Annotated in this window: 26 protein-coding genes, 1 tRNA gene and 1 pseudogene; 10 read left to right on the forward strand and 18 right to left on the reverse strand. The window is 36.8% G+C overall.

Features of this window, described 5'->3' with window-relative positions:
• Nucleotides 1-191 precede the first annotated feature (191 nt).
• Entirely contained in the window at nt 192-764 is a 573-nt protein-coding gene (locus tag CS842_RS04890; RefSeq protein WP_195909886.1) for a glutamyl-tRNA reductase, read from the reverse strand.
• 355 nt (nt 765-1119) lie between these two features.
• On the opposite strand from CS842_RS04890, the gene CS842_RS04895 reads away from it, so the two are divergent.
• Nucleotides 1120-2016, forward strand: a complete 897-nt coding sequence (locus tag CS842_RS04895; RefSeq protein ID WP_103327738.1) for a helix-turn-helix transcriptional regulator — start codon at nt 1120-1122, stop codon at nt 2014-2016.
• A gap of 14 nt (nt 2017-2030) precedes the next feature.
• On the opposite strand, the gene CS842_RS06925 is transcribed toward CS842_RS04895, so the two are convergent.
• The gene (locus CS842_RS06925) at nt 2031-2174 is read right to left on the reverse strand and encodes a hypothetical protein (RefSeq protein ID WP_195909887.1); all 144 of its coding nucleotides are present in this window, start codon (nt 2172-2174) and stop codon (nt 2031-2033) included.
• 129 nt (nt 2175-2303) lie between these two features.
• Complete coding sequence (locus CS842_RS04900; protein ID WP_241518465.1) at nt 2304-2747, reverse strand: SufE family protein; 444 nt, start codon at nt 2745-2747, stop codon at nt 2304-2306.
• An 86-nt stretch (nt 2748-2833) separates the two neighbouring features.
• Between CS842_RS04900 and CS842_RS04905 the strand changes: the two genes are divergently transcribed.
• The 5 genes from CS842_RS04905 to CS842_RS04920 all read left to right on the forward strand — a co-directional run bounded on the left by CS842_RS04905 (nt 2834) and on the right by CS842_RS04920 (nt 8155).
• Nucleotides 2834-3790, forward strand: coding sequence for an NAD(P)-dependent oxidoreductase (locus CS842_RS04905; RefSeq protein WP_103327739.1), 957 nt, complete (start codon nt 2834-2836; stop codon nt 3788-3790).
• A gap of 19 nt (nt 3791-3809) precedes the next feature.
• Nucleotides 3810-3883, forward strand: a tRNA-Ala gene (locus CS842_RS04910).
• Nucleotides 3884-4755: 872 nt separating this feature from the next.
• Nucleotides 4756-5103 carry a hypothetical protein gene (locus CS842_RS04915; protein ID WP_103327740.1) on the forward strand — a complete coding sequence of 116 codons (348 nt, stop codon included), beginning with the start codon at nt 4756-4758 and terminating at the stop codon, nt 5101-5103.
• Between the two features lie 1109 nt (nt 5104-6212).
• Entirely contained in the window at nt 6213-6335 is a 123-nt protein-coding gene (locus CS842_RS07635; RefSeq protein ID WP_346962753.1) for a rhodanese-like domain-containing protein, read from the forward strand.
• A gap of 131 nt (nt 6336-6466) precedes the next feature.
• Entirely contained in the window at nt 6467-8155 is a 1689-nt protein-coding gene (locus CS842_RS04920) for a glutamine--tRNA ligase/YqeY domain fusion protein (RefSeq protein ID WP_103327741.1), read from the forward strand.
• Between the two features lie 417 nt (nt 8156-8572).
• Here CS842_RS04920 and CS842_RS04925 read toward each other — a convergent pair whose 3' ends face one another.
• The 3 genes and pseudogenes from CS842_RS04925 to CS842_RS04935 form a co-directional block, all read right to left on the reverse strand.
• Nucleotides 8573-8890 carry a hypothetical protein gene (locus CS842_RS04925; protein ID WP_103327742.1) on the reverse strand — a complete coding sequence of 106 codons (318 nt, stop codon included), beginning with the start codon at nt 8888-8890 and terminating at the stop codon, nt 8573-8575.
• Between the two features lie 189 nt (nt 8891-9079).
• Nucleotides 9080-9348, reverse strand: a pseudogene (locus CS842_RS04930) (IS481 family transposase); the annotation flags it as partial.
• A gap of 735 nt (nt 9349-10083) precedes the next feature.
• Nucleotides 10084-10710: a riboflavin synthase gene (locus CS842_RS04935; RefSeq protein WP_103327743.1), complete on the reverse strand. Its 627-nt coding sequence runs from the start codon at nt 10708-10710 to the stop codon at nt 10084-10086.
• A gap of 59 nt (nt 10711-10769) precedes the next feature.
• Here CS842_RS04935 and pdxA point away from each other — a divergent pair, with 59 nt between their 5' ends.
• Nucleotides 10770-11849 carry a 4-hydroxythreonine-4-phosphate dehydrogenase PdxA gene (gene pdxA, locus CS842_RS04940; RefSeq protein WP_195909888.1) on the forward strand — a complete coding sequence of 360 codons (1080 nt, stop codon included), beginning with the start codon at nt 10770-10772 and terminating at the stop codon, nt 11847-11849.
• Nucleotides 11850-11861: 12 nt separating this feature from the next.
• On the opposite strand, the gene CS842_RS04945 is transcribed toward pdxA, so the two are convergent.
• Together CS842_RS04945 and atpD are read right to left on the reverse strand one after the other, a co-directional pair.
• The gene (locus CS842_RS04945) at nt 11862-12107 is read right to left on the reverse strand and encodes a F0F1 ATP synthase subunit delta/epsilon (protein ID WP_103327744.1); all 246 of its coding nucleotides are present in this window, start codon (nt 12105-12107) and stop codon (nt 11862-11864) included.
• A gap of 4 nt (nt 12108-12111) precedes the next feature.
• Entirely contained in the window at nt 12112-13629 is a 1518-nt protein-coding gene (gene atpD / locus CS842_RS04950; protein WP_103327745.1) for a F0F1 ATP synthase subunit beta, read from the reverse strand.
• 119 nt (nt 13630-13748) lie between these two features.
• Between atpD and CS842_RS04955 the strand changes: the two genes are divergently transcribed.
• A complete protein-coding gene (locus CS842_RS04955) occupies nt 13749-14699 on the forward strand; it encodes a bifunctional riboflavin kinase/FAD synthetase (protein WP_103327746.1) in 951 nt (316 codons plus the stop codon).
• Nucleotides 14696-17410, forward strand: a complete 2715-nt coding sequence (locus CS842_RS04960) for a PD-(D/E)XK nuclease family protein (RefSeq protein ID WP_103327747.1) — start codon at nt 14696-14698, stop codon at nt 17408-17410. The genes CS842_RS04955 and CS842_RS04960 overlap by 4 nt, the downstream gene beginning before the upstream one ends.
• Nucleotides 17411-18267: 857 nt before the next feature.
• Here CS842_RS04960 and CS842_RS06930 read toward each other — a convergent pair.
• The 9 genes from CS842_RS06930 to CS842_RS04995 all read right to left on the reverse strand — a co-directional run bounded on the left by CS842_RS06930 (nt 18268) and on the right by CS842_RS04995 (nt 24878).
• Complete coding sequence (locus tag CS842_RS06930; RefSeq protein ID WP_195909889.1) at nt 18268-18417, reverse strand: hypothetical protein; 150 nt, start codon at nt 18415-18417, stop codon at nt 18268-18270.
• A gap of 114 nt (nt 18418-18531) precedes the next feature.
• Entirely contained in the window at nt 18532-18687 is a 156-nt protein-coding gene (locus tag CS842_RS06935; protein WP_195909890.1) for a hypothetical protein, read from the reverse strand.
• An 870-nt stretch (nt 18688-19557) separates the two neighbouring features.
• Nucleotides 19558-19707: a hypothetical protein gene (locus tag CS842_RS06940; protein ID WP_195909891.1), complete on the reverse strand. Its 150-nt coding sequence runs from the start codon at nt 19705-19707 to the stop codon at nt 19558-19560.
• Between the two features lie 61 nt (nt 19708-19768).
• Entirely contained in the window at nt 19769-19990 is a 222-nt protein-coding gene (locus CS842_RS04975; protein ID WP_103327750.1) for a hypothetical protein, read from the reverse strand.
• Nucleotides 19968-20114 carry a hypothetical protein gene (locus tag CS842_RS06945; RefSeq protein WP_195909892.1) on the reverse strand — a complete coding sequence of 49 codons (147 nt, stop codon included), beginning with the start codon at nt 20112-20114 and terminating at the stop codon, nt 19968-19970. Before CS842_RS06945 ends, CS842_RS04975 begins: the two co-directional genes overlap by 23 nt.
• Nucleotides 20115-20619: 505 nt before the next feature.
• Nucleotides 20620-21675: a 3-isopropylmalate dehydrogenase gene (leuB, locus tag CS842_RS04980; RefSeq protein ID WP_103327751.1), complete on the reverse strand. Its 1056-nt coding sequence runs from the start codon at nt 21673-21675 to the stop codon at nt 20620-20622.
• A gap of 15 nt (nt 21676-21690) precedes the next feature.
• Nucleotides 21691-22293: a 3-isopropylmalate dehydratase small subunit gene (leuD, locus tag CS842_RS04985; protein ID WP_103327752.1), complete on the reverse strand. Its 603-nt coding sequence runs from the start codon at nt 22291-22293 to the stop codon at nt 21691-21693.
• Between the two features lie 7 nt (nt 22294-22300).
• On the reverse strand, nt 22301-23704 hold the full coding sequence (gene leuC / locus CS842_RS04990) for a 3-isopropylmalate dehydratase large subunit (protein WP_103327753.1): 1404 nt from the start codon (nt 23702-23704) through the stop codon (nt 22301-22303).
• Nucleotides 23685-24878 carry a 2-isopropylmalate synthase gene (locus tag CS842_RS04995; RefSeq protein ID WP_103327754.1) on the reverse strand — a complete coding sequence of 398 codons (1194 nt, stop codon included), beginning with the start codon at nt 24876-24878 and terminating at the stop codon, nt 23685-23687. The genes leuC and CS842_RS04995 overlap by 20 nt, the downstream gene beginning before the upstream one ends.
• Before the next feature lie 274 nt (nt 24879-25152).
• On the opposite strand from CS842_RS04995, the gene CS842_RS05000 reads away from it, so the two are divergent.
• The gene (locus tag CS842_RS05000; RefSeq protein WP_241518467.1) at nt 25153-26598 is read left to right on the forward strand and encodes a hypothetical protein; all 1446 of its coding nucleotides are present in this window, start codon (nt 25153-25155) and stop codon (nt 26596-26598) included.
• On the opposite strand, the gene CS842_RS05005 is transcribed toward CS842_RS05000, so the two are convergent.
• Complete coding sequence (locus CS842_RS05005) at nt 26543-26947, reverse strand: hypothetical protein (protein ID WP_103327756.1); 405 nt, start codon at nt 26945-26947, stop codon at nt 26543-26545. The genes CS842_RS05000 and CS842_RS05005 overlap by 56 nt on opposite strands.
• Nucleotides 26948-26975 lie beyond the last annotated feature (28 nt).

A 26975-nucleotide genomic window follows, 5' to 3' on the forward strand; every position in this document is an offset into this window, starting at 1 on the left:
TCTTTTTATGTATAAAGATGTGGTGCGCAAAATGATAGGTAATTTTTTGTATGAATCGATGATTCACAGGTTCCTGTTGAGTTTTCCAGCCGGAATTCTTTTTTTATGACGACTTATTTTCTCATTGTATATCTCTGTAAGATAATTTTTAAATTACTGGATTACAGGCGCATTCCTTTGCATATGTTCAGTCATTGGAAAAATTCCTTTTTAACCTCATCCAAAATGATTTCAACATTAGGAATTTCTTTCTTCCGCTGATCCATGATTTCATCGGAATGTTGACTTAATGCATCGACATTTAGTAAATGTATACCAGGTATTTCGCTTACCAGAGGATCTACATTTTCAGGAATAGATAGATCCAAAATCAAAAGCGAACGCCTGCGATTAGAGAACATATCAGAGAGTATTACCGCTGAAGGCGCTGAGGTAGCCACGATAAGAATATCAATCTCGCGAATATCAATCTCGCAGAAAACTACCTGAAGTTGCTCGTAAGGTTTAATAAGCAGACGCCCCGAAGTCCATGAACGTGCCGTTTGATGAGTGCGATTGATCAGAGTGATATGTTTATGATCGGTATACTTGAGAAGATTTTCACAAACGTTGTGGCCAATTTTTCCCAAATCATATAAAAATATATTCTTTCTGGAAACCTCGGGAATCTCTTTTAAAATGTAGTGAACAACGATATACGCTACCGAGGAAACACCTGTACTTAAATGAGTTTCCGATTTGATGCGTTTGCTTGCCTGAATCACCGCATTAAGTAAGCGCTCTAAAAAACAATCGATAAAACCGAATTTTATTAAAAAATGAAACCACTTTTTTATTTGAAAGCTGTATCATCTTTATTATAATTAATACTTAATAAGGTAAAAATGTCTAAGCTCCTTTGCAGAACCTCTAGCATACGCCATAGGGTATTTTCATAAAATATCACAACAAATTTAAATCTTGTAAAAAGGAAAAAATGCGCCCACGCAAAAAAAAATAACTCTAAAAGTTAATAATCTCTTTTTAGAATTTATCTAAATTAGCTTTTATAAAAAAGTTTTCTTCTTAAGAAGAAATATAAAATCAAGCAACCTGGCTACTTTAAGATAACTTTATCTGATGGAACTATTTGTGAAATATACCCATAAAAGTAAAATAAGAGAAGTCAAGATCTCTTCGGATATTTACCTTTCATTTATAGAGAATACGCTCAATCAGACAGATACAATAAAAAAGCGGATTGATAAACGATTTATTCAGCTTTACTTTTGCACTCGTGGCAATGCTGCGCTTATTCTTAAGCCAGATAATCAAGGAATGCCTTTGAAGGCAGGCAAATCCTTTTTGATCTATACTCCAAATAATGATTTATCACTGAATCTTAATATCGGACAAGAATCCGAAGTCGCCGTAGCTGCCATTTCAATAAAAAAGCTTCACAAACTTTTTTTAGAAAATGTTGAACAAATTCCCTTTCTTAACAGTAGGTGTATAACCAAAAAATTTTATATCGAAAAAGAAATCTTACCAGCTATTCTTATGGTATTAAGTCAAATGAAACATTATTCTTCGAATACTGTGCTAGAAAAATTATATTTCAACGCAAAGATTTGTGAACTCTTCGCTCTCTATTTTCATACCGAGCAAAGTAAGATGGATAAATGTCCCTTCTTTGCCAACGAAAATGATCTCCAGAGGATCAAATATGCCAGAGACTTGCTTATCAAAAACGTATCTCATCCTCCTTCTTTAAATAATTTGAGTATTCAATCTGGTCTAAGCAGATATAAACTTAAAGAAGGATTTAAAAACATTTTTGGCCATACTATTTATGGATATCTTCTGGATCATAAACTAAATATAGCTCGTGAAAGAATTGAAGAAAGGAAAATGCAAGTCCAGGAAGTGGCCTATTTGTTGGGCTATGAAAATCCAAGTCATTTTATCAAAGCTTTTAAGAAAAAATACGGGGTTACACCAAAGAAATATCTTGCTTCATTGCAAAAAAAATTTTGACCATATGCCTAAAGCTAAAAATGGAAGTTTTCTATAAACTGAGTTTTCACTTTCTCAAAAGGCAAACGCACATCTGAGTGCGCCATTTCATTGATAAAAACCATTCTGATATCTACATGTGCAGCGAGATTTTCTTCTTGCAGTAGATCACAGCTCATATTTATAAGGGGTATTGTTTATCAACAAAAGCATTTGCTCTTGATTAGAAAAAGTACTGATCAAAACAATTGGTTAAAAAAATTATTTATACAAACCAGTATTTTCAAAAATGCAGGTGAAAAAAGTTCTCATTTTTTGATCGATTCGTGAAAAAATTTTAAAGCTAGGGCATACTGTTTGATCTTCCTGAACATAGCTTCTATACCATTAGCGCGAGCGGAAGAAAGAAAAGAGTTAAATCCTATTTCAGATAAGAATACCGGATCTGAATGAATGATCTGATCAGGAAAACGACCAGAATAAATACGCAACATTAAAGCTACAATCCCCCGAGGGATAATTGCATCGCTATCGGCCTGAAAGAAAATTTTACCTTCCTTTTTGTAAGCATATAGCCACACTTGCGACTGGCATCCTCGAATAAGTTTATCTTCAGTACGCAATTCATCAGGAATTTTAGGGAGTTTCTTGCCGAATTCTATAAGATACTCATAACGTCCTTCCCAATCTTCAAAGAGCGCGAACTCCTTAATAATCTCCTGAGTAGCTTCTTGCATGCCTTCCTTCCTCATCGGTTTTTTAACAAATTTAAAAAAGTTTATTCGGATTATATTTGTTGGATAGAAGTTGCCCTTCTAAAAATAATAGTATAAATCTTATGAAGCCAAGGCTATTACATCTCGATGAAAACCATCCATTACTCATAGAAAATCTTCGGCAAGAGGGTTTTGAATGTGAAGAGGATTATTATAGCTCTAAGACGGAAATAGAAAAGCGAATAGCTAACTATGAAGGGATTATCTTAAGAAGTCATTTTCGTATAGATAAAGAGTTCCTTCAGGCTGGAAAAAAACTCAAGTTTATAGCCCGTGTAGGATCAGGTCTGGAAAATATTGATACAGCATTTGCCTATAAAAAAGGAATTGTTCTTTTGCATGCTCCTGAAGGGAATTGTGATGCAGTAGGAGAACACGCTCTGGGAATGTTGCTCTGCTTAATGCATCGCATAATTCAGTCCGACCGACAAATACATCAAGGAAAATGGATGCGTGAAGCAAACAGAGGAGTAGAACTTTCGAGAAAAACTATCGCGATTATCGGATATGGACATACAGGAAAAGCCTTTGCACGTCGCTTATCGTCCCTTAAAACAAAAACGCTATGTTATGATATTTTAGAAGGTATAGGAGATACTTATGCAAGACAAACTTCATGGGAAGAAATTTTTCAATTGGCAGATGTGCTTAGTTTACATGTTCCATTAACTGAGCTGACGAAAAATATTATAAATCACGAAACAATTCAGAAGTTCAAGAAGTCTTTCTATTTGATCAATACAGCGCGTGGGGATTGTCTTAGTATAGAGGCACTTACAGATTCCCTAAAATCAGGAAAAATACTTGGAGCTGGCCTAGATGTGCTCCCTTATGAGAAATCATCATTTGAGTCCTTGTTCGAAGAACAGTTATCAGATGATTTTCATTATTTATGCCACTCGGAGAAGGTTGTGCTTACTCCTCATATTGCGGGCTGGAGCCAGGAATCAAAATATAAACTAGCCCGATGTATTTTTGATAAAATAATTTGCCTTTATAAGGCAGGTAAAAAAATATAGTACATTTGCCTCCCGAAAGGGGGACGTAGCTCAGTTGGTTAGAGCGCTACAATGGCATTGTAGAGGTCGTGGGTTCGACTCCCATCGTCTCCACTTATATTCTCAAGATATAACCCAAAAACAAATCTTTAAAATAATATCAAAAAAAGATATACTTTTTTGATATTATAACGAAAAAGAATTCCTTTTGGGAATCATATGTTAATTTTAACAAACTCGAGAGAGTTACTTACTACAAATTTCTATGCTGAGATACTTAATTTCTTCCTCGCAGCTGCGCGAGTACATAAACTAAGGGACGATTCTTTTATATATTTAATAAACTTATAATCCGATTGTATATAAAAATATGTAACAATATCAAATAAACTAATAAATGTATTTTTTTATCAAATATTTGATTTATTTAGTTAAATAAAAAGTGTGTTTATTAGTTTTTCTTCCTTTTAGTAGATTGCTGATAGTATAAAAAATTGATAGATATTTTTTAATAAAAAACTCATTTTTCAAATTATTAATGAATATAATTTTTTATTAATATAAAAAAATACATGTACCATACAAGTATTTTTTTATAAACTAATATATTCATGAAAAACATTATTTATAATATCATCAGTTTCATCGCGTTATATTTTGTAAATTAAATTGTAGAAGATTGTACCTCTTTTATAACATCCATAATATCTTAAACATTAAAACAAACCCAATTCCTTATGCTAAATGTGTGGCTGTATTATTAAATGTCTCTTATAGAGATAAAGCGATTCAAACAAAAATTATTAAAACAGTACCTATCTGTCAATGACAAGATTTTAGTATATCGTATGTTTATTTAAAAAATCATTATAAAACATCATTTAACTTTTTCATACGTCCTTACAATAAGATAAATTCGCAAAAATCTCCTATGGAGGAATCTGCAATAAAAGTGTTGATTTTTATCTGATTAACTTAAGATCAATATGTTAGAAAACATAAAAATATGCTCTCATTATATAAATAAGAGACATAAAGCTCCTCTTGTTTTAGATGAAGAACCTCAGATTACCTTTTTAGAGACACCTACTAAAGAAAAGGCAGGAAATTTAGTTTTTCAGATATTAAAACCAAAAATTCTTTCGAAGAATCAATCAAATCTGGGTGAGAGGCTTATTGATCAAATAAAAGCTGAGTTAGGATGCCTGGAATATGTCAACAATGTTATAAAGAAAAATATAACGTTTTTTTTGTTAAAAGAATTTGAAGCGAACTCATTGCCAGGAATAAAAGAATGTCCTAGTATAATAATATTTGAATCGATTTGGCAGTGAAAATAAAGCTATAATTCTATCTGTATTCGAAGTTATTAAAGAAATAAATTATCATTTACCACAGAAATGAAAAAATATACTGAAAAGGTATTTTATGAATTCGAAGAACTTTACAACAGCTGCTTAAGCGAACGCACCTGTGCTTTTAACTGCCAACCTTATAATCTTAGCCATGGAAGTTGAAAAGAAAATAAATGAGACCTGCATTTTGAGCTTCGTTCAGCTAAAAAGCTATTGCAAGAATTTCAAAGATGGGAAAATAATATTAAGTTAATTACTAAAAATATAGATACTTTGGAAGCCTGCATACAAAAGAAAAAAACCAAATAAAGAAAATGATTTCCATTTAAAGAAATATATCGAATAGAATAAAGAAAGTTATAATGAAGTAAAAATTCTTAAATGCTAAACAAGAAGTCCTGAAAAATCAATCAAAAAGTATTCATGGTCATTAAAAACTACTTTTGAATTTATCGATAAAAAAAAGAGAAGATATAAATACTACAAGATCTCATGGAGAAAATAAGTTAAATCATTAATTCTCTTTCCGGTATTAAAAAACAAATTTTAAACCTTAGCGATAAATTTACTGCAATCATTCATAATTTTTAATTATGCTAACTATAAGGATGATGAAAAGATCAAATTATTTGAAAAAGTATACTGAGTAGATCTTCATAAAAAATCTAAATAAATACATGAATACATTTGTTTCTTTATTTTTACTGTGGATATCCACCGTAAATTATTATTTAGTGACCAGTCTGATTTTTTTAAAGAGTTAAATCCAGCTTTTAGCCCTTTTCCCATCCTAAGGACAAAATATAATCAGGATAAAACTTATTAAAACCTGCTTTTAGTATCAAACTACCCTAAAAATAAATTGTCCAAATCAAAGAAGAATCTCTGATAATTAATCCATTAAAAGTCCGCTACTTTGCAAAAATTTCTATCTTTCCTACATAAACGGTTGCTTATGCACCATTCCATTGAAAATCTCAATATCGAAGAACTACAGTTTGGAGCCCCCTGCTCAACTCATCGATGTGCGTGAAATTGATAAGCATCTGCCTTTTAATATTAGAGGAGAAAACATTTCATTGTCATGAATCGAGAAAAATTTTCATAAACTTAAACGCAAATTTCCAATTATCGTTTATTGTCAAAAAGGGATGAGAAGCAGTAAAGTGGCAGAGGTCTTATTGAAAAATGGTTATGAAAAAATAATGTAGCTTAAAGGAGGCTTGAGTGCCTAGAGAAAATCTAGGTAAAAAATTTACTATTTTCTCTAAAATCTATTGCTTGAAAACCTTAAAGATAAGATAGATTATTTTTCGATAGATTTGCAAAAATCTTGTAAAATATGAGTGATCATACTTTTTCAAATTTTATTGAAGAAATCATTGAAAATGATCTGAAAGGGGATTTTATAAGAGAACATCTTCGCTTTCGCTTTCCTCCAGAACCTAACGGACATTTACACATTGGACATGCTAAAGCTATTTGTTTAAATTTTGGTCTTAGTGAATACTATAGAACTCCTGTGAATCTTAGATTTGACGATACAAACCCAGCCAAAGAAGAACAAACTTATGTTGAATCTATAAAAAAAGATATTCAGTGGTTGGGCTTTCGCTGGAACAAAGAATGTTATACCTCGGATTATTTTGAACAGCTTTATCATTGGGCTCAGGAACTTATTCAAGAGGGAAAAGCTTATATAGACGAACAAACCCAGGAAGAGATCATCGCGCAGCGAAAAACTCCTTTCGAATCAGGAATAGAAAGCCTTTATAGAGAGCGCCCTACTCAAGAGAGCCTAGAGCTATTTGAAAATATGAGATCGGGGAAATTTGAAGAAGGATATTGTGTACTTCGGGCAAAAATCGATATGAAAGCGCCCAACATGAATCTGCGTGATCCTGTGATGTATCGAATACTCAAAAAAGCTCATCAACGCACTGGAAAACAGTGGTGTATATATCCTACTTACGATTGGGCGCATGGTCAGTCGGACTATATAGAGCAAATTTCACATTCATTATGCTCGCTTGAATTTGACAATCACCGGCCTTTATATGATTGGTATCTGGATCAGATCTGCAAGCAAGGAAGAATAAGACCTAAACAACGTGAATTCGCACGTCTTAACCTCAGTCATACCATTATGAGCAAGCGAAAACTCCAGCGTCTCATACAAGAAAAAACGGTTACGGCCTGGGATGATCCCCGCATGCCTACCCTTAGTGGCTTGCGCCGTCGCGGATATACAGCTGAGGCTATACGCAATTTTTGCCAACGAATAGGGATTGCCAAGCGTGAGAATGTAATTGAAGTTTCACTACTTGAGTTTAGCATTCGTGAGCAACTTAATAAAATAACCCCACGGGTTATGGCCGTTCTGGATCCGGTAAAGCTTATCATAGAAAATTATCCCGAAAGTCAAACCGAATGGCTAGAGGCAGAAAATAATCCTGAAGATCCGAAAGCGGGAGCACGTAAAATTCCTTTTTCAAAAATCCTTTATATCGAACGAGAAGATTTTATGGAGATAGCGCCTAAAAAGTTCTTTCGCTTAAGCATCGGTAGCGAGATACGTTTAAAAAACGCTTATATTATCAAAGGAAGTGGTGTGCTAAAAGACGATGATGGAAAAATCATAGAAATATATGCCCAATATGATCCTGAAAGCCGATCGGGCAGCGGTACAGAAGAGAGCTTACGCAAAGTAAAAGGCACCTTGCACTGGGTATCAGCTGCTCATTCCATTGACATTGAGGCAAGATTGTACGATCAATTGTTTTTAGTTCCGGCTCCGGAGGCATGTAAAGAAGAGGATTTTATGAATTTTATGAATCCTGATTCTCTGAAAATTGTTAAAGGATATGGAGAACTCTCTCTTAAAAAAGCTCGGGAAGGCGAACGTTTTCAATTCCAGCGTACGGGCTACTTTTGCGTAGACAGGGAAAGTTCCGGCGAAAGGATCGTCTTCAACAGGACTGTAACGCTTAAGGACAGCTGGGCGAAGGAAAATAAAAATGGCCCTAAATAAAGGGGGCGCTTTCTATTAATCTTAATTATTACTTATATGGTTCTGTGGATTTGTTCTAGAAGATTTTCTCTTCTATAAGATAAATTTTCGAAGCACCAGAATTAATTCACTCAAGAATAGTAGACTGACGCTTCCCCAAACCACTATTTCCCAAATCCCTTGAAAAACTACGACTAAAGTTTGAATTTCTTTTCTGAGTAGGTATAGATAGGCCATTGAGTTGATTGTCTAGTTGATCTTGGTATTGTTCCCTTTCAATTCCATATTCTTGGTCAATTTTTTTTAGATTTACTATCTAAAACGTCCCAATTTTCAAACTCCACCATATCAGTAGAATTGCCACTATTGGAAAGTAAATTATATTTATCGGCAAGAATCTGCAGGGGACTGGAAGAATATACTGCACTAGGGTATTGATCAATTTGATTGAACGATGTATTTCTCGGATCTGGAGAACATTTTTAAACCTAAAAATTTCATCGATGAGCTGCTTTGACGACCATTTTTAAAATGTCGCGCCACACTTAAATTAAATCTGGAAACACCCAAACCAAGATCTAATATTGCACTAGCAACAAAAGGATTGATGAAAAAAAGAGCAATACCAGCTACTATACTCCCTACCAAAATTGCTGTGGCAAGTAATAACTGCTTTGTTTTTTTGAAAAAATTCCCTACCTCCCCAAAGAAGGAGCTTTTCTCCTTTCTAAACTCTAGGATATAATATTTTACCATAATACTGTAATTAATGATTTTTAATCAAATATACAATCAATTATTATTAACATTAACAATATATTATCATAACTTTTATGATATATTATAGTATTTTACTAACATTTAAAAAACGTAACGAGAGATTATAAGCAGTGAATCGTTTCAAAAGTCATTTTAAGTAAGAGTGAGAGAGTAATTAGTCTTGAATAGCCAATTATTTAAATCTATCTGAAGTTCTTCGATGCTTCGATAAACTTTTTTTCTAAATTTGTATAGTTCTATGAAAACGCTCACATATACCGTTGGCTTGTGGAGATTTGGCTTTGGTCTTGCTGTGATCTATATCTTCTATGGCCAGATAGAGTTGATATTCGTGTTCTTTTCTTGAACCGCAATATTCCGTTCCTCTATCGGTGAGCACTCTTTAAGAGATTAAGCTCATGTTGTTCAAAGAAACATATCTCAAGATCATTAAGAAAGATCTTTTGCTTATAAGGATGGAGAGGTTCCTGAAGTTAGAATCAATTTTAGTTTGAAAAGCCTTAGTACCTCCGCGTTATAGTCTCCACAAAGTCTTTCCTTGCTGGACAAATGATTAAGGAAGCTACCAGTGGTATATGATGTATATACCCCCAGACTGGATATTTTTCCATATAAATGGAAAAATACTGAGCAAATTTTCTCTTGTTGAACTTTCTCTCCATGCGCCATGAGTTTTAATATCGGCCGCCGATAAGAAAATATTATCTTTTGAACTTATCGAACCATTTCTCATCAAGAATCATCGCTAAAATGCCTTTAATGAAGAATATAAATCTTTGTGGTTCTTCTCTCGAAAAGCTGTATTATAAGATAAAAGCGCTTTTCCTGAAATAATCAGATCCTTTCATGAAGAAGTATTGTCTTTTTCAATAGCAAGGAGATTGGGCTGATCATAAGGGGAATGCCCTATGATAAGTAAGAGAGAACCTGCTCTCCTGTATAAAATTTATTGTCAAATGAAGGAAAGGTCATAAGGTTTTTCCTTCATAATACCGCCAGAACGCACAGAACCATAAGCTTCAACGGTGATCTCTGCGACTTATTTCCTGCAAGCCCTTCAATAAAGATCTCCCGGGATATTTTTGCGTAATGCCAAAAGGCCTGTGAGGGTAGGTAGCTCCGGGAAACAGGAACTTGTTTTTTTCTCTTTATTCTTTATCTAAGTTATTTTAATAGGTGAAAGAATGTTTCATTAATTTTGGCTTACCAAAGTCGTACTTTCCCAGACGTGCAACATATTTCCCGATGATATCGAATTCAATATTAATACGTTTACCTACTTTTAGGAATTGTAAATTTGTATGCATATAGGTATAAGGAATGACACTTACGCTAAAGCGACTTTCCTGGGAATTCACTACCGTAAGACTGATACCGTTCACCGTTATAGATCCTTTTTCAACTGTAATATTCAATAAACTTTTTTCATGAGAGAAATAAAAAATCCAACTACCATTACGATCTTCGACTGAATCAACATAGCCTGTTGTGTCAACATGCCCTTGCACGATATGACCATCTAAGCGATCACTCACACGCAGACAACGCTCAAGATTGATTTTATCCCCTATCTGCAATTCACATAATTGACTTCGACGAAGTGTTTCTTCTGTAGCAATAACTGAGTAATATTGCTCATCAGATTCCACCACTGTCAAACAAAGCCCATTGTGACTAATGCTCTGATCTGGCTTTAAAGCTTTATCAAAAGGATTTTCTATTAGTAGTTCTAGATTACTTCCTGAAGTTTTTAAACGACTCAATCTGGCCATTTTCTCTATAATCCCTGTATACATACTTCGTAATGTTTTTTGGTACCTTTGTCAAAGGTAGATATCATTTGAGCAGAGAGATCATGGTTCGGGGAAAAAAGATAAGAGTAGGTATTTCCGTAGGTGATCCTAATGGAATAGGACCTGAAATTACTTTAAAGCTTCTTCAAAAGAAACGCCTACTTAATTTTTTTACACCAGTGGCCTTTAGTTCCATGAAACTTTTATCATATTACAAGAATTTATTATCTATAGATGTAGAGCTACGCGGCGTTCATTCTTTGGAAAAAGTTGCGTCTCACAAATTAAACGTTATAAATGTTCAGCACGATGACTTTACCATTAAACCTGGTGAAGCTTGTGCCGAAGCAGGACAGTATACAAGACTTTCTTTGGAATCCGCTACACGAGCCCTGAGAGATAATCACGTAGATGTTCTTGTCACAGCGCCGCTGAACAAAGATCTTATTCATTCAAAAGATTTTCCTTTCGTGGGGCATACCGATTATTTACAAAGTACCCTTTCTGGAGAAGCTCTTATGCTAATGATTCATCATGAGTTAAAAGTAGCTCTGCTTACGCATCATATTCCGTTAAAAGAAGTAAGTAAACAGATAAATATTTCCAGAATCATCCAAAAAATCAAAACGCTCCAGCACTCACTTCATCGAGACTTTGGCATAGCCAAACCTAAAATCGCTGTCTTAGGGCTCAATCCTCATGCCAGCGATAATGGCTTACTCGGCGATGAAGAAGAGCAAAAAATCTCACCAGCTATTGAAAAGTTGTTTGGCGAAGGTATCCTGGTTTTCGGCCCTTATCCGGCAGATAGTTTCTTTGGAAGTGGTAAATACAAAAACTTTGATGCTATTCTGGCCATGTATCATGACCAGGGTTTGATTCCTTTTAAAACATTGACCTTCGGCGAGGGCGTCAATTTTACAGCAGGTCTTTCGTATGTACGTACCTCACCAGATCATGGCGTTGCCTATGATATAGCCGGAAAAGGTATTGCAAATGCAAATTCTCTTGAGGAAGCCATATTCAGTGCTGTTAAAATATTTGAAAACCGAAAAGCATATGATGAACTAGAGTCACGGGCACTTTCACTCTCTTCTAAAAGATCGCACTTAAAAAATAATAAGGAAGAAACTAGAAGATAGGTTTCTGGAAACCTAATCAATCATAATGGTGACATGATTATCTTTTACTTCTAATAAACCGCTTTTTATTGAAAAATGCAGATGATCTGTTTTTTGAATTTTAGACACACATAAGGTGATCTGTCCTTCTTTCAATACTGATACCATAGACACATGGTGATCAAGCAGTTGAAAAGAGCCATCTAGTCCGGGGACATGTAAACTTGAAGCCTCTCCTTGATAAATTGTTTTTTCAGGCGTCAGTATCCATACATTCATATTTCTAAGATTTTTTCTTCACCTCCGAAAACATTCTCTCTCCGGCTTCAATAGCCTGTTCTATGGTGCCCTTTAGATTAAAAGCGGCCTCTGGGAGATGGTCCAACTCGCCATCCAGGATCATGTTGAATCCGCGAATGGTTTCTTTAATATCCACCAGTTCTCCGGATATACCTGTAAATTGTTCAGCGACATGAAAAGGCTGCGAGAGAAAACGCTGTACACGTCTAGCGCGTTGTACACTTTTCTTATCTTCCTCACTGAGTTCATCCATACCTAAAATTGCAATGATGTCCTGAAGTTCTTTATAGCGTTGCAATATTTCTTTTACACGTTGAGTACAGGCATAATGATCTGCTCCAACCACCTCAGGTGATAGTATACGAGAGGTAGAATCTAGAGGATCTACGGCAGGATAGATTCCTAAAGCAGCGATTTTTCTCGAAAGTACTGTAGTAGCGTCCAGATGAGAAAAGGTAGTGGCCGGAGCCGGATCGGTTAAATCATCAGCTGGCACGTACACAGCTTGTACTGAAGTAATAGAACCATTTTTAGTAGAGGTAATACGCTCTTGCATCGAGCCCATCTCAGAGGCGAGAGTAGGCTGATAGCCGACCGCTGAAGGCATACGTCCAAGCAGGGCTGAAACCTCCGAACCCGCCTGGGTGAAACGAAAGATATTGTCTATAAAAAAAAGCACGTCACGTCCTTTACCTTCTTGAGCGCCATCACGATAGTACTCAGCCAAGGTCAGCCCTGAAAGGGCCACACGCGCCCTAGCTCCGGGCGGTTCGTTCATTTGTCCGAATACAAAGGTGGCCTTAGATGTTTTAAGGACTTTTCTATCTACCTTAGAAAGGTTCCAATATCCTTCTTTCATCGCCTGCATAAATTCATCGCCATAAGAAATAATGCCCGATTCTAACATTTCACGCAACAAATCATTACCCTCACGAGTGCGTTCACCAACGCCTGCAAAGACTGATAATCCTCCATGCCCTTTTGCAATATTGTTGATGAGTTCCTGAATCAATACGGTTTTTCCTACGCCCGCACCTCCAAAAAGTCCAATTTTCCCACCCTTAGCGTAGGGCTCTATAAGGTCGATGACTTTAATTCCGGTGTATAGAACTTCTGTAGTTGTGGAGAGATCTTCAAATCTTGGAGCAGACCTGTGAATGGGAAGACGTTCACATTTTTCTAAATCTTCCAAACCATCAATGACTCTGCCCACTACATTTAATAAACGTCCATTAACAGCCTTTCCTATAGGAACAGTTATGGGCGTCCCCTCATAAACAACCTCTTGTGAGCGATGTAGACCCTCTGTAGTATCCATGGCAATACAGCGTACGGTATTTTCCCCTATATTTTGTTGTACTTCCAGAATCAAAAACTCCCCATCAAAACGAGTAATTTTTAAAGCGTCATATATTTTAGGAAGTGAAGTGGAATTTTCAAAAATAACATCCACTACAGGACCTATGATTTGCAGGATTTTACCCTTTATATGTTCAGACATTTAGCGCAAAAATTATAGTTTGGTAAATATAATCGATTTTAGGTGATTTCGCTTGATTTCCTCTTAAAAGAGTTATCATAGTTAATAAGTAATTACATTTGTTTTAAAACTTTCAATACTTGAAAATTATTTCATCAACTGACGCTTGGGATTTCTCTGATCCTGTAGTATTTAGCCTTGGCATGTTTGATGGAGTGCATCTTGGGCACAGAGAGATTATTAATAAACTTTTGCTCTTTGCCCGTCGAGAACATCGACCCTCGGTCTTACTCACTTTTAATCCACATCCCAGACAGTTTCTATCAGGAGCTTGTCATTGGAAATATTTAACAAGTCTTTCTGAAAAAGCAGATCATCTCTCTAATTTAGGTGTGGATTATATGATCGTTCAAAGCTTTGATGAGGCTTTCGCTTCTCTCTCTCCGGAGCATTTTGTTGGTGATATACTTATCAAAAAACTCAATATATGTAGTCTTATTATCGGATATGATCATCATCTGGGGAGAGATAAAAAAGGATCCTATACACATTTGAAAACTCTTTCGCTAGATTATGGATTTATTCTAGAACAACAACCTGCTTATAGATTGTGCCATCGCGCGGTCAGTTCTACAAATATTAAAAAAGCCCTTTCAGAGAGGCAACTCACCTGGGCCAACGCAGCTCTGGGAAGACCTTATAGTTTTTATGGAATAGTTATTCATGGAAATCAGCTCGGTCGGCAACTGAATTTTCCTACAGCAAATCTTGCGATATCATCTGAGAAATTTTTACCTGCTAAAGGAGTCTATGCCGTGAAAGTTTTTTTAGAGGAAAAAGAATTCATTGGAATGCTTAATATCGGAAACCGACCTACGATTAACTCAAAAGAAACTCGAATTGAAGTGCACATTTTTGATTTTGCAAAGGAGATTTATGGCCACACATTGCAGCTGCAACTTATAGCACCTCTTCGTAAGGAAAAAAAGTTTTCTTCCCTGGCTGATTTGAAAAATCAGTTGCAAAAAGATAAGGAAATCACACGGAAGATTCTTCATGACCTTATGATCTCCCAAAAAGCTATAAAATGATTTCTTTTATTGATCAACTTGCTCAAGAGATCATTAATAAATACACCCGATCAGATGCACTCACGCTTGTATTGCCCGGAAATCGATCGATTGTTCAACTCAAGAAAGCTTTGCAGAAACTCAGGGATGAAAAACATGGACTTCCTGAATTTTTCAGTATGCAAACCTTCATGCAAAGGGTTTCTAATCTCTCTTTGATAACAACTACTTCTTTGCTTTTTGAGAGCTATAAATTAGCCAAAAAGTATACCCATAGCCCCACTGAATCTTTTGAAAAGTTTTTGACATGGGCTCCCAGGATTTTGGAAGATTTCAATAACCTTGACTTATATATGGTGAAAATCGATCAATTTTTTTTCCATATGCATTCCGTTGAGCAAATGTTTGAATGGTCAACACAGTCAACAAGCTGCCGCGAAGGAGAAAAAACACCTTTCTGGAAACCCTTAGGTGAATTGTACAGAGCGCTCAAAACTCATCTTTTATCTAAAGGACAAGCCTATCAAGGGCTTATGTATAGACAAGCCACAGAAAAAACACAGACTTTCCTTTCAGATCTCCCTGCTGAAAAACACTTTATTTTTGCAGGAATGAACGCCTTAAGTAAGTCTGAAGAAAATGTGATCGAGTATTTACTCGATCAAAAAAGAGCAGAGGTATATTGGGACATTGATGAGTACTTTCTAGATCCTGTACAAGAAGCGGGTGCCTTCATACAGAAATACACGAAAATGTGGCCGTCTTTACAAGGAAAAAAGCTTCAGTGGGCAGGCAATGATTTTAAAAAACCAAAATATATAGAAGTTACAGGCGTCCCCTCACAAATTGGACAAGCTAAAAAAGCAGGAATTATCCTTGGGCAACTGGCAGATAAAGGGCATAATTTTTCAAGAACCGCTGTAGTTTTTCCAGAGTCTTCTTTAGTATCTCCGTTTCTTCACTCTATACCAAAGGGGATTAATAAGGTAACTATAGGTATAAACGAATCTTTAGAAGATACTTGCTGGCATCAGCTATTTGAACTGATCTTTCGGCTTTTCTCAAATCGGGAAAACTCAGAGAAAGAAGCTTTTTATTATAAAGACCTGCTTGAGATCTTTTCTGAGAGACACCTGCGGCACTTTTTCCATTGGGAATCAAGAGAATTGACAGAAAGAATTTACCGAGGTAATTTGATTTTCGTTCCTGACGCTCTTTTGAAAATCTACTTAAAAGAAAGCTTTTTTTTAGATATTCTATCTCCACAAAATTTAAACCCTAAAAGGTGTGTGGAGATGTTATTAAGGTTCATCAAGGAATTTAATAAAAAACTTTCTTTCCCTAAAGAAACCCACGATGAATCCTCTTATTTAAAGACTTTTGAAGAATTCTTTCAGTATTTACTCTCTAATGCCTCACACCTCTCAAGCCTTCATGAACTTAGGTCCCTTTACAAACAATGGATAACCTCTAAGCCCTGCAGTTCCTCAGATGAGCATGCTGAAGGCTTGCAGTTATTGGAAATACATGAAACTTGTTTGCTTGATTTTGATACAGTTATCATCACTTCGGTGAATGAGGGTGTTTTTCCGCCGGAGAAAGCTGATGATTCATGGATTCCTTTTGATACGCGTTTGCAAATGGGATTGCCTGTTTATCGCGAACGCGATGCGCAATATGCTTACTATTTTTACCATTTACTACAAAGAGCCCAGCATGTTTTTTTGATTTATAATACTCAAGAAAGTACATCGGGATCAGGAGAGAAAAGCCGATTTATTTATCAATTGGACATTGAATCACCACATAAGCTGGTGCATAAAATTGCCGCGCCCTTGCCGGATTTTCCCAAAGCATCTGCTTTTTCTATTCCAAAGACCCCCCATATGTTAGAGCGTCTTAGAAAAATGGCGGCTCATGGGTTTTCCCCTTTTTCTCTTAGCTTGTACATCAGAGACCATGTGATGTTTTACAAGAAAAAAGTACTGAATCTATCAGAGAAAGAAGAAGTAGAAGAAAGCATTGAAAAAATTTCCCATGGTACCCTCATCCATAAATCGCTTGAAAAGCTTTACCGTCCCCTGCTGAATAGGCATTTAAGCTTAAGACATTGTGCGGAATTACGAACAAAAATTACACCTGTAGTAACGGCTTTTTTCCGGGAACTTTATGGAGAAAGCTACCAAAAGGGGAGAAATTTACTGATCTATCAAGTGATTAAAAAGCAGCTCGAAGGCTTTATTAATTGGGAAGAAAATAATCTACGTAATAAGCAAAGCGTATGTGTTTATTCCCTTGAGGAAGCTTTTTCAATGCGCCTTGACTTACCCGAAGAAGTACGTCTTTTTGGAAAGATAGATCGTATTGACGAGTGTAACGGAAACATTCGAATCATCGATTACAAAAGCGGATACGTAGATCCTCTATCGCTAAGATTGACCTCTGATGATCTGGGAAAAACAGTACAAGACATTCGCTTTGATAAGGCGCTGCAGCTCCTGCTGTATGCTTGTCTTTACCATAGCTCAGATAAAGCTTTAACTTACGCGGTTTCTCCCTGTATTTTTTCCTTTCGAAAAATTCATAACGGACTGCTGCCTTTATTGATCGACTCACAAGCGCACGTAAATAAAGACTTCATAGAGCTATTTTTACCCTATTTATTGGAAAAAGTATTGGAAATACTTGATGCTGAAATACCATTCACAGAGAAAAATATTATGATAGATTAAAAAACATCTCCCAAGATAAGGACTGATAAGGATGGATATTCTTTTCTCCAAAAGCAATTATTCATCAATTTATTGATAATACATATAAAGCAAACTCCATATTAAGTCTCTACTACAGAATTGACAAAGAAATTGCTCCAATTTTAAGATCCGGGTCTTCTGCAGATATTGTTATTTATAACATCTTTGAATATCCCGTTTTTTCCATAAATAAGATCAGTAAAAATACAGATGTACATAAAAATCTGCGACAGAGTTATTAATTTTTTAAAAGATATGGGGATTGTAGAGATTATTAAGAAGAGCAAAGGAAACAATCCGATAAGGCTAATGCCCTCTAAAAACTCAAAAGCCCACTTGGAATTTCCACCCCGTAAACGCCATATTCAATCTTGCGAATCTCTAATCCATTAAAGCTTATTATACCCGGTATAAAAAATATATGTTAAAAAAACATTATTATTTATTTTATAATTACATTTTCCTTGCAAGCATAGGTGGGCATAGAAACCAAAACCACCAAGAGAAAGCTCGGAAAAACCGACACGCAGGGCAAAAAAGGGATGATACGATGAATCGAGGCTAATACTTGCTTCGAGGGGCACAATAGAACAAAATAGAAATGTTTGGATTATAAATCCACTTTTGATCTTGAAAAGTTTTTATTAACTTTTGAAGGAGGGAAAGATTTAAGGTTTAATAACAGGCAAGGTTGGCAAAGTATTGATTACTCAAATACCGAAAAAAGATCTCGTACAGGTGAAATAGAAGGGCGTTCATCCATAGTCTGTTGGTTTTTCCCCTTAAGGAAATGAACTCATAGATAAAACCTCTAAGGTGTAGTTTATATCATCTCTTCATAATCGGGGTAATTCTATAAGACTATCTATCTCAAACCACCCCACATCGGGCACTACGATCTCATCGAGAGCTTTCCGCGTTTTATCGCCATAGCGCCACTCAAGATTCTTGACAAGGGGTATTTTACCACTTGTGCTTTTTAACAAAGTCCAAGATCCGCTCCCTCGCTATTGATGATAGATCTGTCCACATAGATTCGCATATCGATCTTTAGTTTACCAGACGATTTATTGACGATCTCAAGTCGGTTACCCGCGCCTTTAATTTGGCTCATATATTTCGCGAAGCGCGCCAAAACCTTGCTTTCTATCGGGGCGGCCGCCCCGGCTAATATTGATGATGATTTGCGAGAGAGTCCTCTCAAGAGCCTCACAGCGTTTGACGAGTGCTCTTTTAATTAGCTCTTTATCATCCATTGCCATTAATATCATAACTAAAAAAACCTCCTCATTCTATGAAAGAGGAAGACCGTCGATATACTTTAAGACCTGATCTCTATACCACAATAGGGTGTGTGGGCTCTGGAGTTTCACGCGTTGCCTTCCGCTATACACTCATGCAGCCATAGGGCGTAGTGATATATACCTCCATAACCTCTAGATCGCGGTTTTGATCTTTGATGTGAGTTTTTCAGAGAGCTCGGGAGTCCGATCTATCTGTTCTTCTATCTCAAAATGCGATCCCATCACTTACCATCTATTATTTTCATGTTTCTTAGAGCTTAAGGGAAAGTTAAACAAGCCCTCGCCCTTTTCATCTTTGGCTAAAGGTAGATTCGCCGAGATCTTCCCTTGAGAGATCTGCTAGCCAGTTCAGTACGGAACTTTCTTTAAAACGCCAAATCAACTTAAAATAGCCATGATCGATAAATTGGGTAGCTTATCTTCGGCAGGTGTGAGAGTTTACCAGGAAATATTTGGCAAATACCTTTCTTTCCTTGCATCTTGTCTTGGAGTTCATCAAAGACGCCTTAAGTGGGTTTCGTGATGCCTGAAAGTTGACAGACCTCCCTGAAATAAGGGTTAAATTTTTATCCGCTACCTTTCTAGGTAATCCTTCTCTTCTCTCCAACACAGCCTTAAGCTGCGGGTGTAGGGGTATAATCACGTTATGACCTGTCTTTTAGATATAGCATTCCCTGATGTTTTTGATTTTGATCTCGAACTTTAGAAAGTCGCTTACCCTCAGGTCTATTCGCAAACTCACCATGGCGAAGTCTCTCGCGTTATCGATCCTGCCGCTACAAGAGAGATTCAGAGCATAAATTCTTTCTATCTGCTCATCGCTTAGCCAAACGCTCTTTCCGCTCTTGAATAAGAAGCTCTGGAGAAAAACTCGGGATGCTCAAACTCTTCATGAGCGTTCTGACCTTCAAGTTCGGCTACCCTGCCTAAGGCTTTAAGGTTCTTTATCATCACTCCCTGTACTTGAGACACCCAGTTTCTCTGTTTTGCTTAAATATTCTATAAACTCTTTATGAAAGTCGGTGAACTTTAACTATGTGTTCTTATACTCATGAAAAGCATTAAGCTTACCTAAGCTAGTTTTGTATATTTTTATGGTGTTTTCAGAAGGGGGGGCTTTGTCTTTTTTGATCAGAGCGAAGACTTTCTCTATACAATCCCCAATCCACTCTGTCACAGAGATATCTTTGTCTTTTTCATAAGATTCGCCGAAGAACTCAGAAACTGTTTTTTTAATCCACGATATGATCTTCATTCATGCGTTCAAAGAGATAAGCAGAAAGCTTTTCAAGAGTAGCGTTGACCAAATCCTTTTGATGAGCCGAGGCTATGTTTATTACACGTTGCTTTTTTCTTATCCCAGTGCTTGGAGTTGACAAGAATGTGGGGTTCGTATCCTGACATCGAGGCTTCGCTCCCTTATTAATCTAAGGTATATTTGAGAGGGATTGCCGTTGGTGAGAATCATGAAATTGATGGAGGTCATTTGTCGTTATATTTGCCTGCAAATATGCCTGTAATTGCAATAATATGCAATCTTACTTGATTTATAGTTATATAGTCGCATGAGCATACATGGATATACATTAGATCCATTCCTTCCCTGTATAGTTCTTTATTGTATTTACATAAAGATTTTAGCTAAAAAAAGATTCTTGTATATAGGGATAAACCATCTTGTCGAGATACCTTAAACTACAAAAAAATTGTTAAAGGCAAAAGATAAAAAACCCTTCCACTTCTATAAGATTATTCACAAGAGGATCTATCCATATTTTGGATAATTCTTAGAATAGGTATAATTACCTCATCTTTTATTCTAAAATTATCATCAGCATGATAAATAATTTCATAAAAATGAGTAAGTACAAATAGATTTTATTCTCAATTCCTAAAAAGCTCCTTAACTAAAAAATCCCCTACTTCTTCAGTTCCCATAGCTTGCTTAGAACAAATATCTATAGTAGATTTCCCGTGATTTATAGAGTAATCTACAGCTTTTCTCACTGCCCGGGCTTCAGCGGACAATCCCAAATAATCCAGCATCATAGCAGCTGAAAGTATGCAAGCCAAAGGATTGGCGATATTCTTTCCGGCGGCCTGTGGATAAGAACCATGTACAGGTTCAAAGAGCGCGTTTTTCTCACCGACGGAAGCTGAAGGTGATAAGCCTATGGAACCGGTAATGACACCGGCTTCATCAGATAAAATATCGCCAAACATGTTTTCGGTCAAAAGCACATCAAAATCAAAAGGCTTAAGTATAATCTGCATGGCGGCATTGTCAACAAATAAAAAATCTACCCCCACCTCGGGATAATCCTCAGCTATTTTTTTAACCAGCTCGCGCCATAGTCGCGAGGTCTCCAACACATTTGCCTTATCTACCAACGTAAGTTTTTTACGACGCGCAAGAGTTGCTTTAAAAGCAGCATGCGCGATACGCTCTATTTCATTAGCAGAATAACTGCATTGATCATAAGCCCAATGGGACGAACGAGCTTTTTCTCCAAAATAAATTCCCCCTGTAAGCTCGCGATAGATTACAAAATCAACTCCTTTTATATTTTCTTTTTTTAATGGAGATCGATCTAACAAAGCCTCGTAAGCCGTGATAGGACGTATATTACAATAAAGACCCAGAGATTTGCGAATCTTTAATAAACCTTGTTCAGGCCTGACCTTGGTGTTGGGATCGTCATCGTACTTAGGATCTCCGATAGCACCGAATAAAACAGCATCGCTATCCAAGCAAATATCAAGAGTTTCTTCAGGCATAGGGCTGCCTGTATGCGCAATGGCCGCGGCGCCGGCTAAAGCCCGGCGGTATATAAAATCATGCTTAAACTTCTGAGCTATCGCATCTAAAACTTTCACTGCCTGGCGAGTGATTTCAGGCCCTATGCCGTCACCGGCGAGCAGCGCTATTTTTTTATTCATAATAATAAAATTTTTTTAAAGAGATAAAAATGAAGGATGTTTCTCTTCAAAGCTCTCTATCTTATTCTTAAGACTGATTAAGAAATCGATATCGTCATATCCTTTAAGCAGGCACATTTTTTTATAAGGATCTATACTAAAACTCTCGCGGCGATCGGTACCTGCAATTTGCAATGTTTCTTTTTCAAGATCTACGCATAGCAAAGTAGATTTATCGGATTCAACCGCATGAAAGAGCTCTCTTAAAAACCCTTGAGATATTTCCACTGGCAACAAGCCATTGTTAAGAGCATTTCCCTTAAAAATATCTGCAAAAAAGCTCGATATTACCACACGAAATCCATAGTCGAAAAGCGCCCAGGCCGCATGTTCGCGACTGGATCCACAACCGAAATTCCTTCCTGCAAGCAATATCTCTCCGGTATGGTTAAGATTATTGAGAACAAAATCTTCTCTGGACTGTTCATCAGCTCTATAGCGCCAATCTCTGAAGAGATTTTCTCCAAAATTTTCTCGGGTGGTGGCTTTCAAAAAACGTGCCGGTATGATTTGATCCGTATCTATATTCTCTAAGGGCAAAGGCACCGCCCTTGAGATAAGTCGCTGGAATTTTTTCATATCAAATTCAGTTAAAAAGGTCCATTTTTTCTATGTAACGACTAACGTCAACGATTTTTCCTTCTATGGCTGTTATAGCTGCGACCATCGGACTGGCGAGCAAAGTACGTGCTCCCGGACCTTGACGTCCTTCGAAGTTTCGATTAGAAGTAGAAACGCAGTAAGCCTCTGAAGGGATCTTATCTTCATTCATCCCTAAGCAAGCCGAGCATCCGGCTTGTCTAAATTCAAAACCGGCAGCCTGAAATATATGATCAAGACCTTCCTCACACGCCTGGCGTGCCACTTGTTGTGATCCGGGAACAATCATCGCTTGCAGATTTTCGGCTTTTTTCTTATCCTTTACTATCCGTGCCACAAGCCGAAGATCTTCTATACGCGCATTGGTACAACTTCCGATAAAAACATAATCGATGGATTTACCTATAAGGGATTCTCCCTGTTGAAAACCCATATAATTCAGGGATTTTTTATAATTTTCGTCCTCTGTATTTACGGGAATATTTTCACTGATCTTAATGCCCATTCCGGGATGGGTTCCGTATGTGATCATGGGCTCTATATCAAGAGCATCAAAACAATTTTCTTTATGGAAACGCGCATTTACATCGGTATAGATACTTTTCCAATAACTCAATGCTCTTTCCCATTCCATACCCTTGGGCGCGAATTTTCTTCCCCTTATATAAGAAAAAGTAGTATCGTCAGGAGCGATCATACCGCCTTTAGCGCCCATTTCTATACTCATATTGCAAACGGTCATTCGACCCTCCATGCTCATTTGTTGAAAAACGTTCCCTGAATACTCTACAAAATGACCTGTGGCTCCATCCGTACCCATCTTAGAAATAAGATATAATATAACATCTTTAGGAGTTACGCCTTTTTTAAGCTTACCCTCTATTCGAATGCGCATTTGTTTAGGCTTGGATTGTAAAATGCACTGACTGGCCATTGCCATGGCTACCTGGCTGGTGCCAATGCCAAAAGCAATAGCTCCAAAGGCGCCGTGAGTGGAAGTATGACTGTCTCCGCAAACAATAGTCATACCTGGAAGGGTAAGTCCGAGCTCCGGACCGATAACATGAACGATTCCCTGATATTCATGGCCAAGGGCAAAGAGCTCGATCTGATGTTTTTTGCAATTCTCAGATAAAGTTTCCACCTGCTTTCTTGAAAGAGGCTCCTGAATAATAAGGTGTTGATTTTCAGTAGGTACATTGTGATCTGCCGTGGCGATAATCTTCTGTTTTCTAAAAACCGGAAGACCTCTTTTTTCTAAGTCCGCAAAAGCTTGCGGACTAGTTACCTCATGAATAAAATGTCGATCAATATAAAGCACTTCAGGTCCTTTAGGTATACGCTCTACAAGGTGAGCTTGCCAGACTTTATCAAATAGACTGCTTGCCATGGGTTTGAAGATTTGTTAAAGAAGCGAAATTAGTAGTTTTTAAAATAGTTATCAGATCTTTATCGAGAATTTCCTTCTTTTGATCTGCATATTCAAGAAAAATGGGATAGAGCGTATCTAAATGCTTTTTGGAAAGGCTATAGCCGATCTTTTGACAGCGATAAGCCAGGGCAGAACGACCACTTCGAGCGGTCAATATAATGGAAGATCCTTTCATACCTACTTCTTCCGGCGAAATGATCTCATAAGTTTCTCGTTTTTTAATCAGACCGTCCTGATGGATACCTGAAGAATGCGCAAAAGCATTCGCTCCCACTATAGCCTTATTGGCCTGAACAGGCATCTTTGTGCACTCAGAGATCAGCCAACTGGTAGGACAGAGCAATTCAGGTTTTATGGCCGTATAAAAGCCCAGTGACCTATGTTGCCTAAAAATCATCACGATTTCTTCCAGCGCAGTGTTTCCGGCACGCTCTCCTAGGCCATTTATAGTGCATTCCACTTGCTGAGCGCCATTAATCACACCCGCCAGAGAATTAGCTGAGGCCATACCCAGATCATTATGACAATGCGTAGAAATAACAGCTTTATGAATGCCATCTACATTTTCTTTTAAATAACGGATCTTTTCACCATATTCCTCTGGAAGGCAATAGCCTGTGGTATCGGGAATATTTAGAACGCTGGCACCAGATTTTATCACTTCTTGACATATATGTGCAAGAAATTCATTATCTGTACGTCCGGCGTCTTCAGCATAGAACTCAACTTCTTCCACAAAGCTTTTGGCATACTTAACCGCCTGTACGGCGCGTTCCATAATTTTTTCGGGAGTACTGTTAAATTTATAACGAATATGCACATCAGAAGTTCCGATGCCTGTGTGTATACGAGGACGGCGGGCGGTCTTAAGGGCCTGAGCGGCTATTTCGATGTCTTTTTTTACGGCCCTTGAAAGTGCACAAACCACAGGTGTTGAGAGCGCTTTGCCAATTTCCATAACCGATTGAAAGTCGCCCGGACTTGAAACAGGAAATCCCGCTTCAATAATATCCACTCCCAGCAATTCAAGCTGAAGGGCAATTTCAATTTTTTCCGAAGTATTTAATTTACAGCCGGGAACCTGCTCTCCATCTCGCAAAGTAGTATCGAAGATTTCTATCTTTTTGTCCATGATAAATTTTTGGATTGCTAAACTTATCTTTTTACAAGGGATAAGTAAAAAATAGAAATGATAGATTTACAATAGCCTATCAGAGCATACTTGTCTATAAAATATTTACAATCAAGGCTTAATCTACTATTATTTTACGATGTCCAATAGAAAAACTGATCCGCTATTTCAATTGATAAGCACACTCTCGAGAGCTGAAAAACGCTATTTCAAATTATACGCGCGGCGTCTCCGAGTTAATGAAAGCGCTAAGTTTTTAAAACTTTTTGATATTATGTCCCGAATAAAGACATACGATGAGGATTTTATTCTGATGCACACCCCTGTAAGTAAACAACAGCTGGCAAATATGAAAGCACATTTGTATCGACAAATCCTTACAAGTTTGCGCATGCAAAGCACAGAACACGATTGCGAACTCCAGCTTGGAGAACAATGTGATTTTGCTAAATTACTATATAAAAGAGGCCTTTATCGGCAAAGTTTGAAATCTCTGGAGCGTGCTAAAGCCTTAGCACGTAATTATCACGCAGATAACCTACTTGCAAGTATGATTTCTTTCGAAAGAATGATCGAATCTCAACATATTACCCGAAGTTATTATCCGCGTGCTGAAGAATTAATTCAAGAAGCTGAAGAAGTTTTAGAAAAAGTTCACCGCTGTGAAGTATTTTCTAATCTTTCACTCCGATTTTACGGCATGCATATTCGTACAGGATCTATCCGGAATGAGTATGCCAAGCCTTTTGTAGAAGAATATCTTCATGCCAATTGCCCGGACTTAGATGCAAATGCCGGCTTTCTAGAAAAATTAATGTTTTACCAGATGCAATTGTGGCGCTACTTTATTCTTCAAAATTTGACAATGTGCTATCGCTATTCCCTCTCTTGGATAAGACTTTTTAAAATACATCCTCAAATGAAACAATCTCTTTCAATGCTATATTTAAAAGGATTTCATTATCTTCTCGAAGCACTTTTTTATTTTAATGACTATCATCGATTTATCCGGGGATTGAAGTCTTTTGAGTATGCAGTTGAAACGATAAAAAGACCTGATAAAAATACACGTATACAATCTTTTGTTTATCTCTATAGCCATCGCCTGAATCAACATTTTATGGAAGGTTCATTTTCCGAAGGCATAGAACAACTCTTACCTGAATTGACTCTCGCATTAAATAAATACAGTAACTATTTAGATGCTCATCAACTCATGGTATTTGATTACAAAATAGCTTGCCTTTACTTTGGAAACGGACATTTTATATCGGCAATAAATCATCTGGAAAGAATTATCAACCGATACGAAGAGGGCTTACGAGAGGATTTACAGGCTTTTTCCAGGCTTTTGCATCTGCTTGCCTGCTATGAGGCAGAGTGCTTTGATAAGCTGGAAAAACAAATTAAAATCGTTTATAAATTTTTCTTGCAGTTAAATCAACGTGGTAAAGTACAACATGCTATATTGAAATTTTTAAAAGAATTGGGTGATATCTATCCTGATCAACTCAAATCACGGTTTATAAAACTAAAAAACGAACTTAGCGAGTATTTTGAAGACCGCTATGAAAAAAAATCACTTCTTTACCTCGATATCATATCATGGCTGGAGAGTAAAATCGAAAATAAACCTGTGAAAGATATTATTCGTATAAAATTCCTTAAAAAAACGAATCAGACTCCTCTTGCGAAACATTTTCATTCGTCAAGGCCTTGACCAACAATAAAGCCTCCACAAATAATATACCGAAATAGGCTACCATATATTGAATCAGAAGATATTTTCTGGGATGCTCAGGGTTTATGATTATAAAATATAAAAACAATACACTAGCGGCCATCTTAATCAAACCAGAAAACATATAAGCATAACCCACATATTGTGGACGCTTATGATAAACCCATATATAAAATAAAAAAAATAAAATGCTCAGAGGAAGTAAAAAACTGTAAATACGCCATAAATCAGGCTCGCGCTCTAAAATGACCTGTGAGAGGAAATTGTGCATACCCGCAATAATCAGGCCTCCTGTAATGAAATAAACGAACTTTTTTACCAATATCATTTCGGTGATTTTTTGTGAAAACTACATA

This window comes from Bacteroidetes bacterium endosymbiont of Geopemphigus sp. (assembly GCF_002904345.1).
In the GTDB taxonomy this organism is placed as follows: Bacteria; Bacteroidota; Bacteroidia; order Flavobacteriales; family Blattabacteriaceae; genus GSPS2-BC2016.

Bases quoted from the DNA above. Each gene is read 5' to 3' on its own strand.
- CS842_RS04895 (WP_103327738.1), top strand. From the start codon at position 1,120: ATGGAACTATTTGTGAAATATACCCATAAAAGTAAAATAAGAGAAGTC.
- CS842_RS06925 (WP_195909887.1), bottom strand. From the start codon at position 2,174: ATGAGCTGTGATCTACTGCAAGAAGAAAATCTCGCTGCACATGTAGAT.
- CS842_RS04900 (WP_241518465.1), bottom strand. From the start codon at position 2,747: ATGAGGAAGGAAGGCATGCAAGAAGCTACTCAGGAGATTATTAAGGAG.
- CS842_RS04905 (WP_103327739.1), top strand. From the start codon at position 2,834: ATGAAGCCAAGGCTATTACATCTCGATGAAAACCATCCATTACTCATA.
- CS842_RS04915 (WP_103327740.1), top strand. From the start codon at position 4,756: ATGTTAGAAAACATAAAAATATGCTCTCATTATATAAATAAGAGACAT.
- CS842_RS04920 (WP_103327741.1), top strand. From the start codon at position 6,467: ATGAGTGATCATACTTTTTCAAATTTTATTGAAGAAATCATTGAAAAT.
- CS842_RS04925 (WP_103327742.1), bottom strand. From the start codon at position 8,890: ATGGTAAAATATTATATCCTAGAGTTTAGAAAGGAGAAAAGCTCCTTC.
- CS842_RS04935 (WP_103327743.1), bottom strand. From the start codon at position 10,710: ATGTATACAGGGATTATAGAGAAAATGGCCAGATTGAGTCGTTTAAAA.
- pdxA (WP_195909888.1), top strand. From the start codon at position 10,770: ATGGTTCGGGGAAAAAAGATAAGAGTAGGTATTTCCGTAGGTGATCCT.
- CS842_RS04945 (WP_103327744.1), bottom strand. From the start codon at position 12,107: ATGAATGTATGGATACTGACGCCTGAAAAAACAATTTATCAAGGAGAG.
- atpD (WP_103327745.1), bottom strand. From the start codon at position 13,629: ATGTCTGAACATATAAAGGGTAAAATCCTGCAAATCATAGGTCCTGTA.
- CS842_RS04960 (WP_103327747.1), top strand. From the start codon at position 14,696: ATGATTTCTTTTATTGATCAACTTGCTCAAGAGATCATTAATAAATAC.
- CS842_RS06935 (WP_195909890.1), bottom strand. From the start codon at position 18,687: ATGGATGATAAAGAGCTAATTAAAAGAGCACTCGTCAAACGCTGTGAG.
- CS842_RS04975 (WP_103327750.1), bottom strand. From the start codon at position 19,990: ATGAAGATCATATCGTGGATTAAAAAAACAGTTTCTGAGTTCTTCGGC.
- leuB (WP_103327751.1), bottom strand. From the start codon at position 21,675: ATGAATAAAAAAATAGCGCTGCTCGCCGGTGACGGCATAGGGCCTGAA.
- leuD (WP_103327752.1), bottom strand. From the start codon at position 22,293: ATGAAAAAATTCCAGCGACTTATCTCAAGGGCGGTGCCTTTGCCCTTA.
- leuC (WP_103327753.1), bottom strand. From the start codon at position 23,704: ATGGCAAGCAGTCTATTTGATAAAGTCTGGCAAGCTCACCTTGTAGAG.
- CS842_RS04995 (WP_103327754.1), bottom strand. From the start codon at position 24,878: ATGGACAAAAAGATAGAAATCTTCGATACTACTTTGCGAGATGGAGAG.
- CS842_RS05000 (WP_241518467.1), top strand. From the start codon at position 25,153: ATGTCCCGAATAAAGACATACGATGAGGATTTTATTCTGATGCACACC.
- CS842_RS05005 (WP_103327756.1), bottom strand. From the start codon at position 26,947: ATGATATTGGTAAAAAAGTTCGTTTATTTCATTACAGGAGGCCTGATT.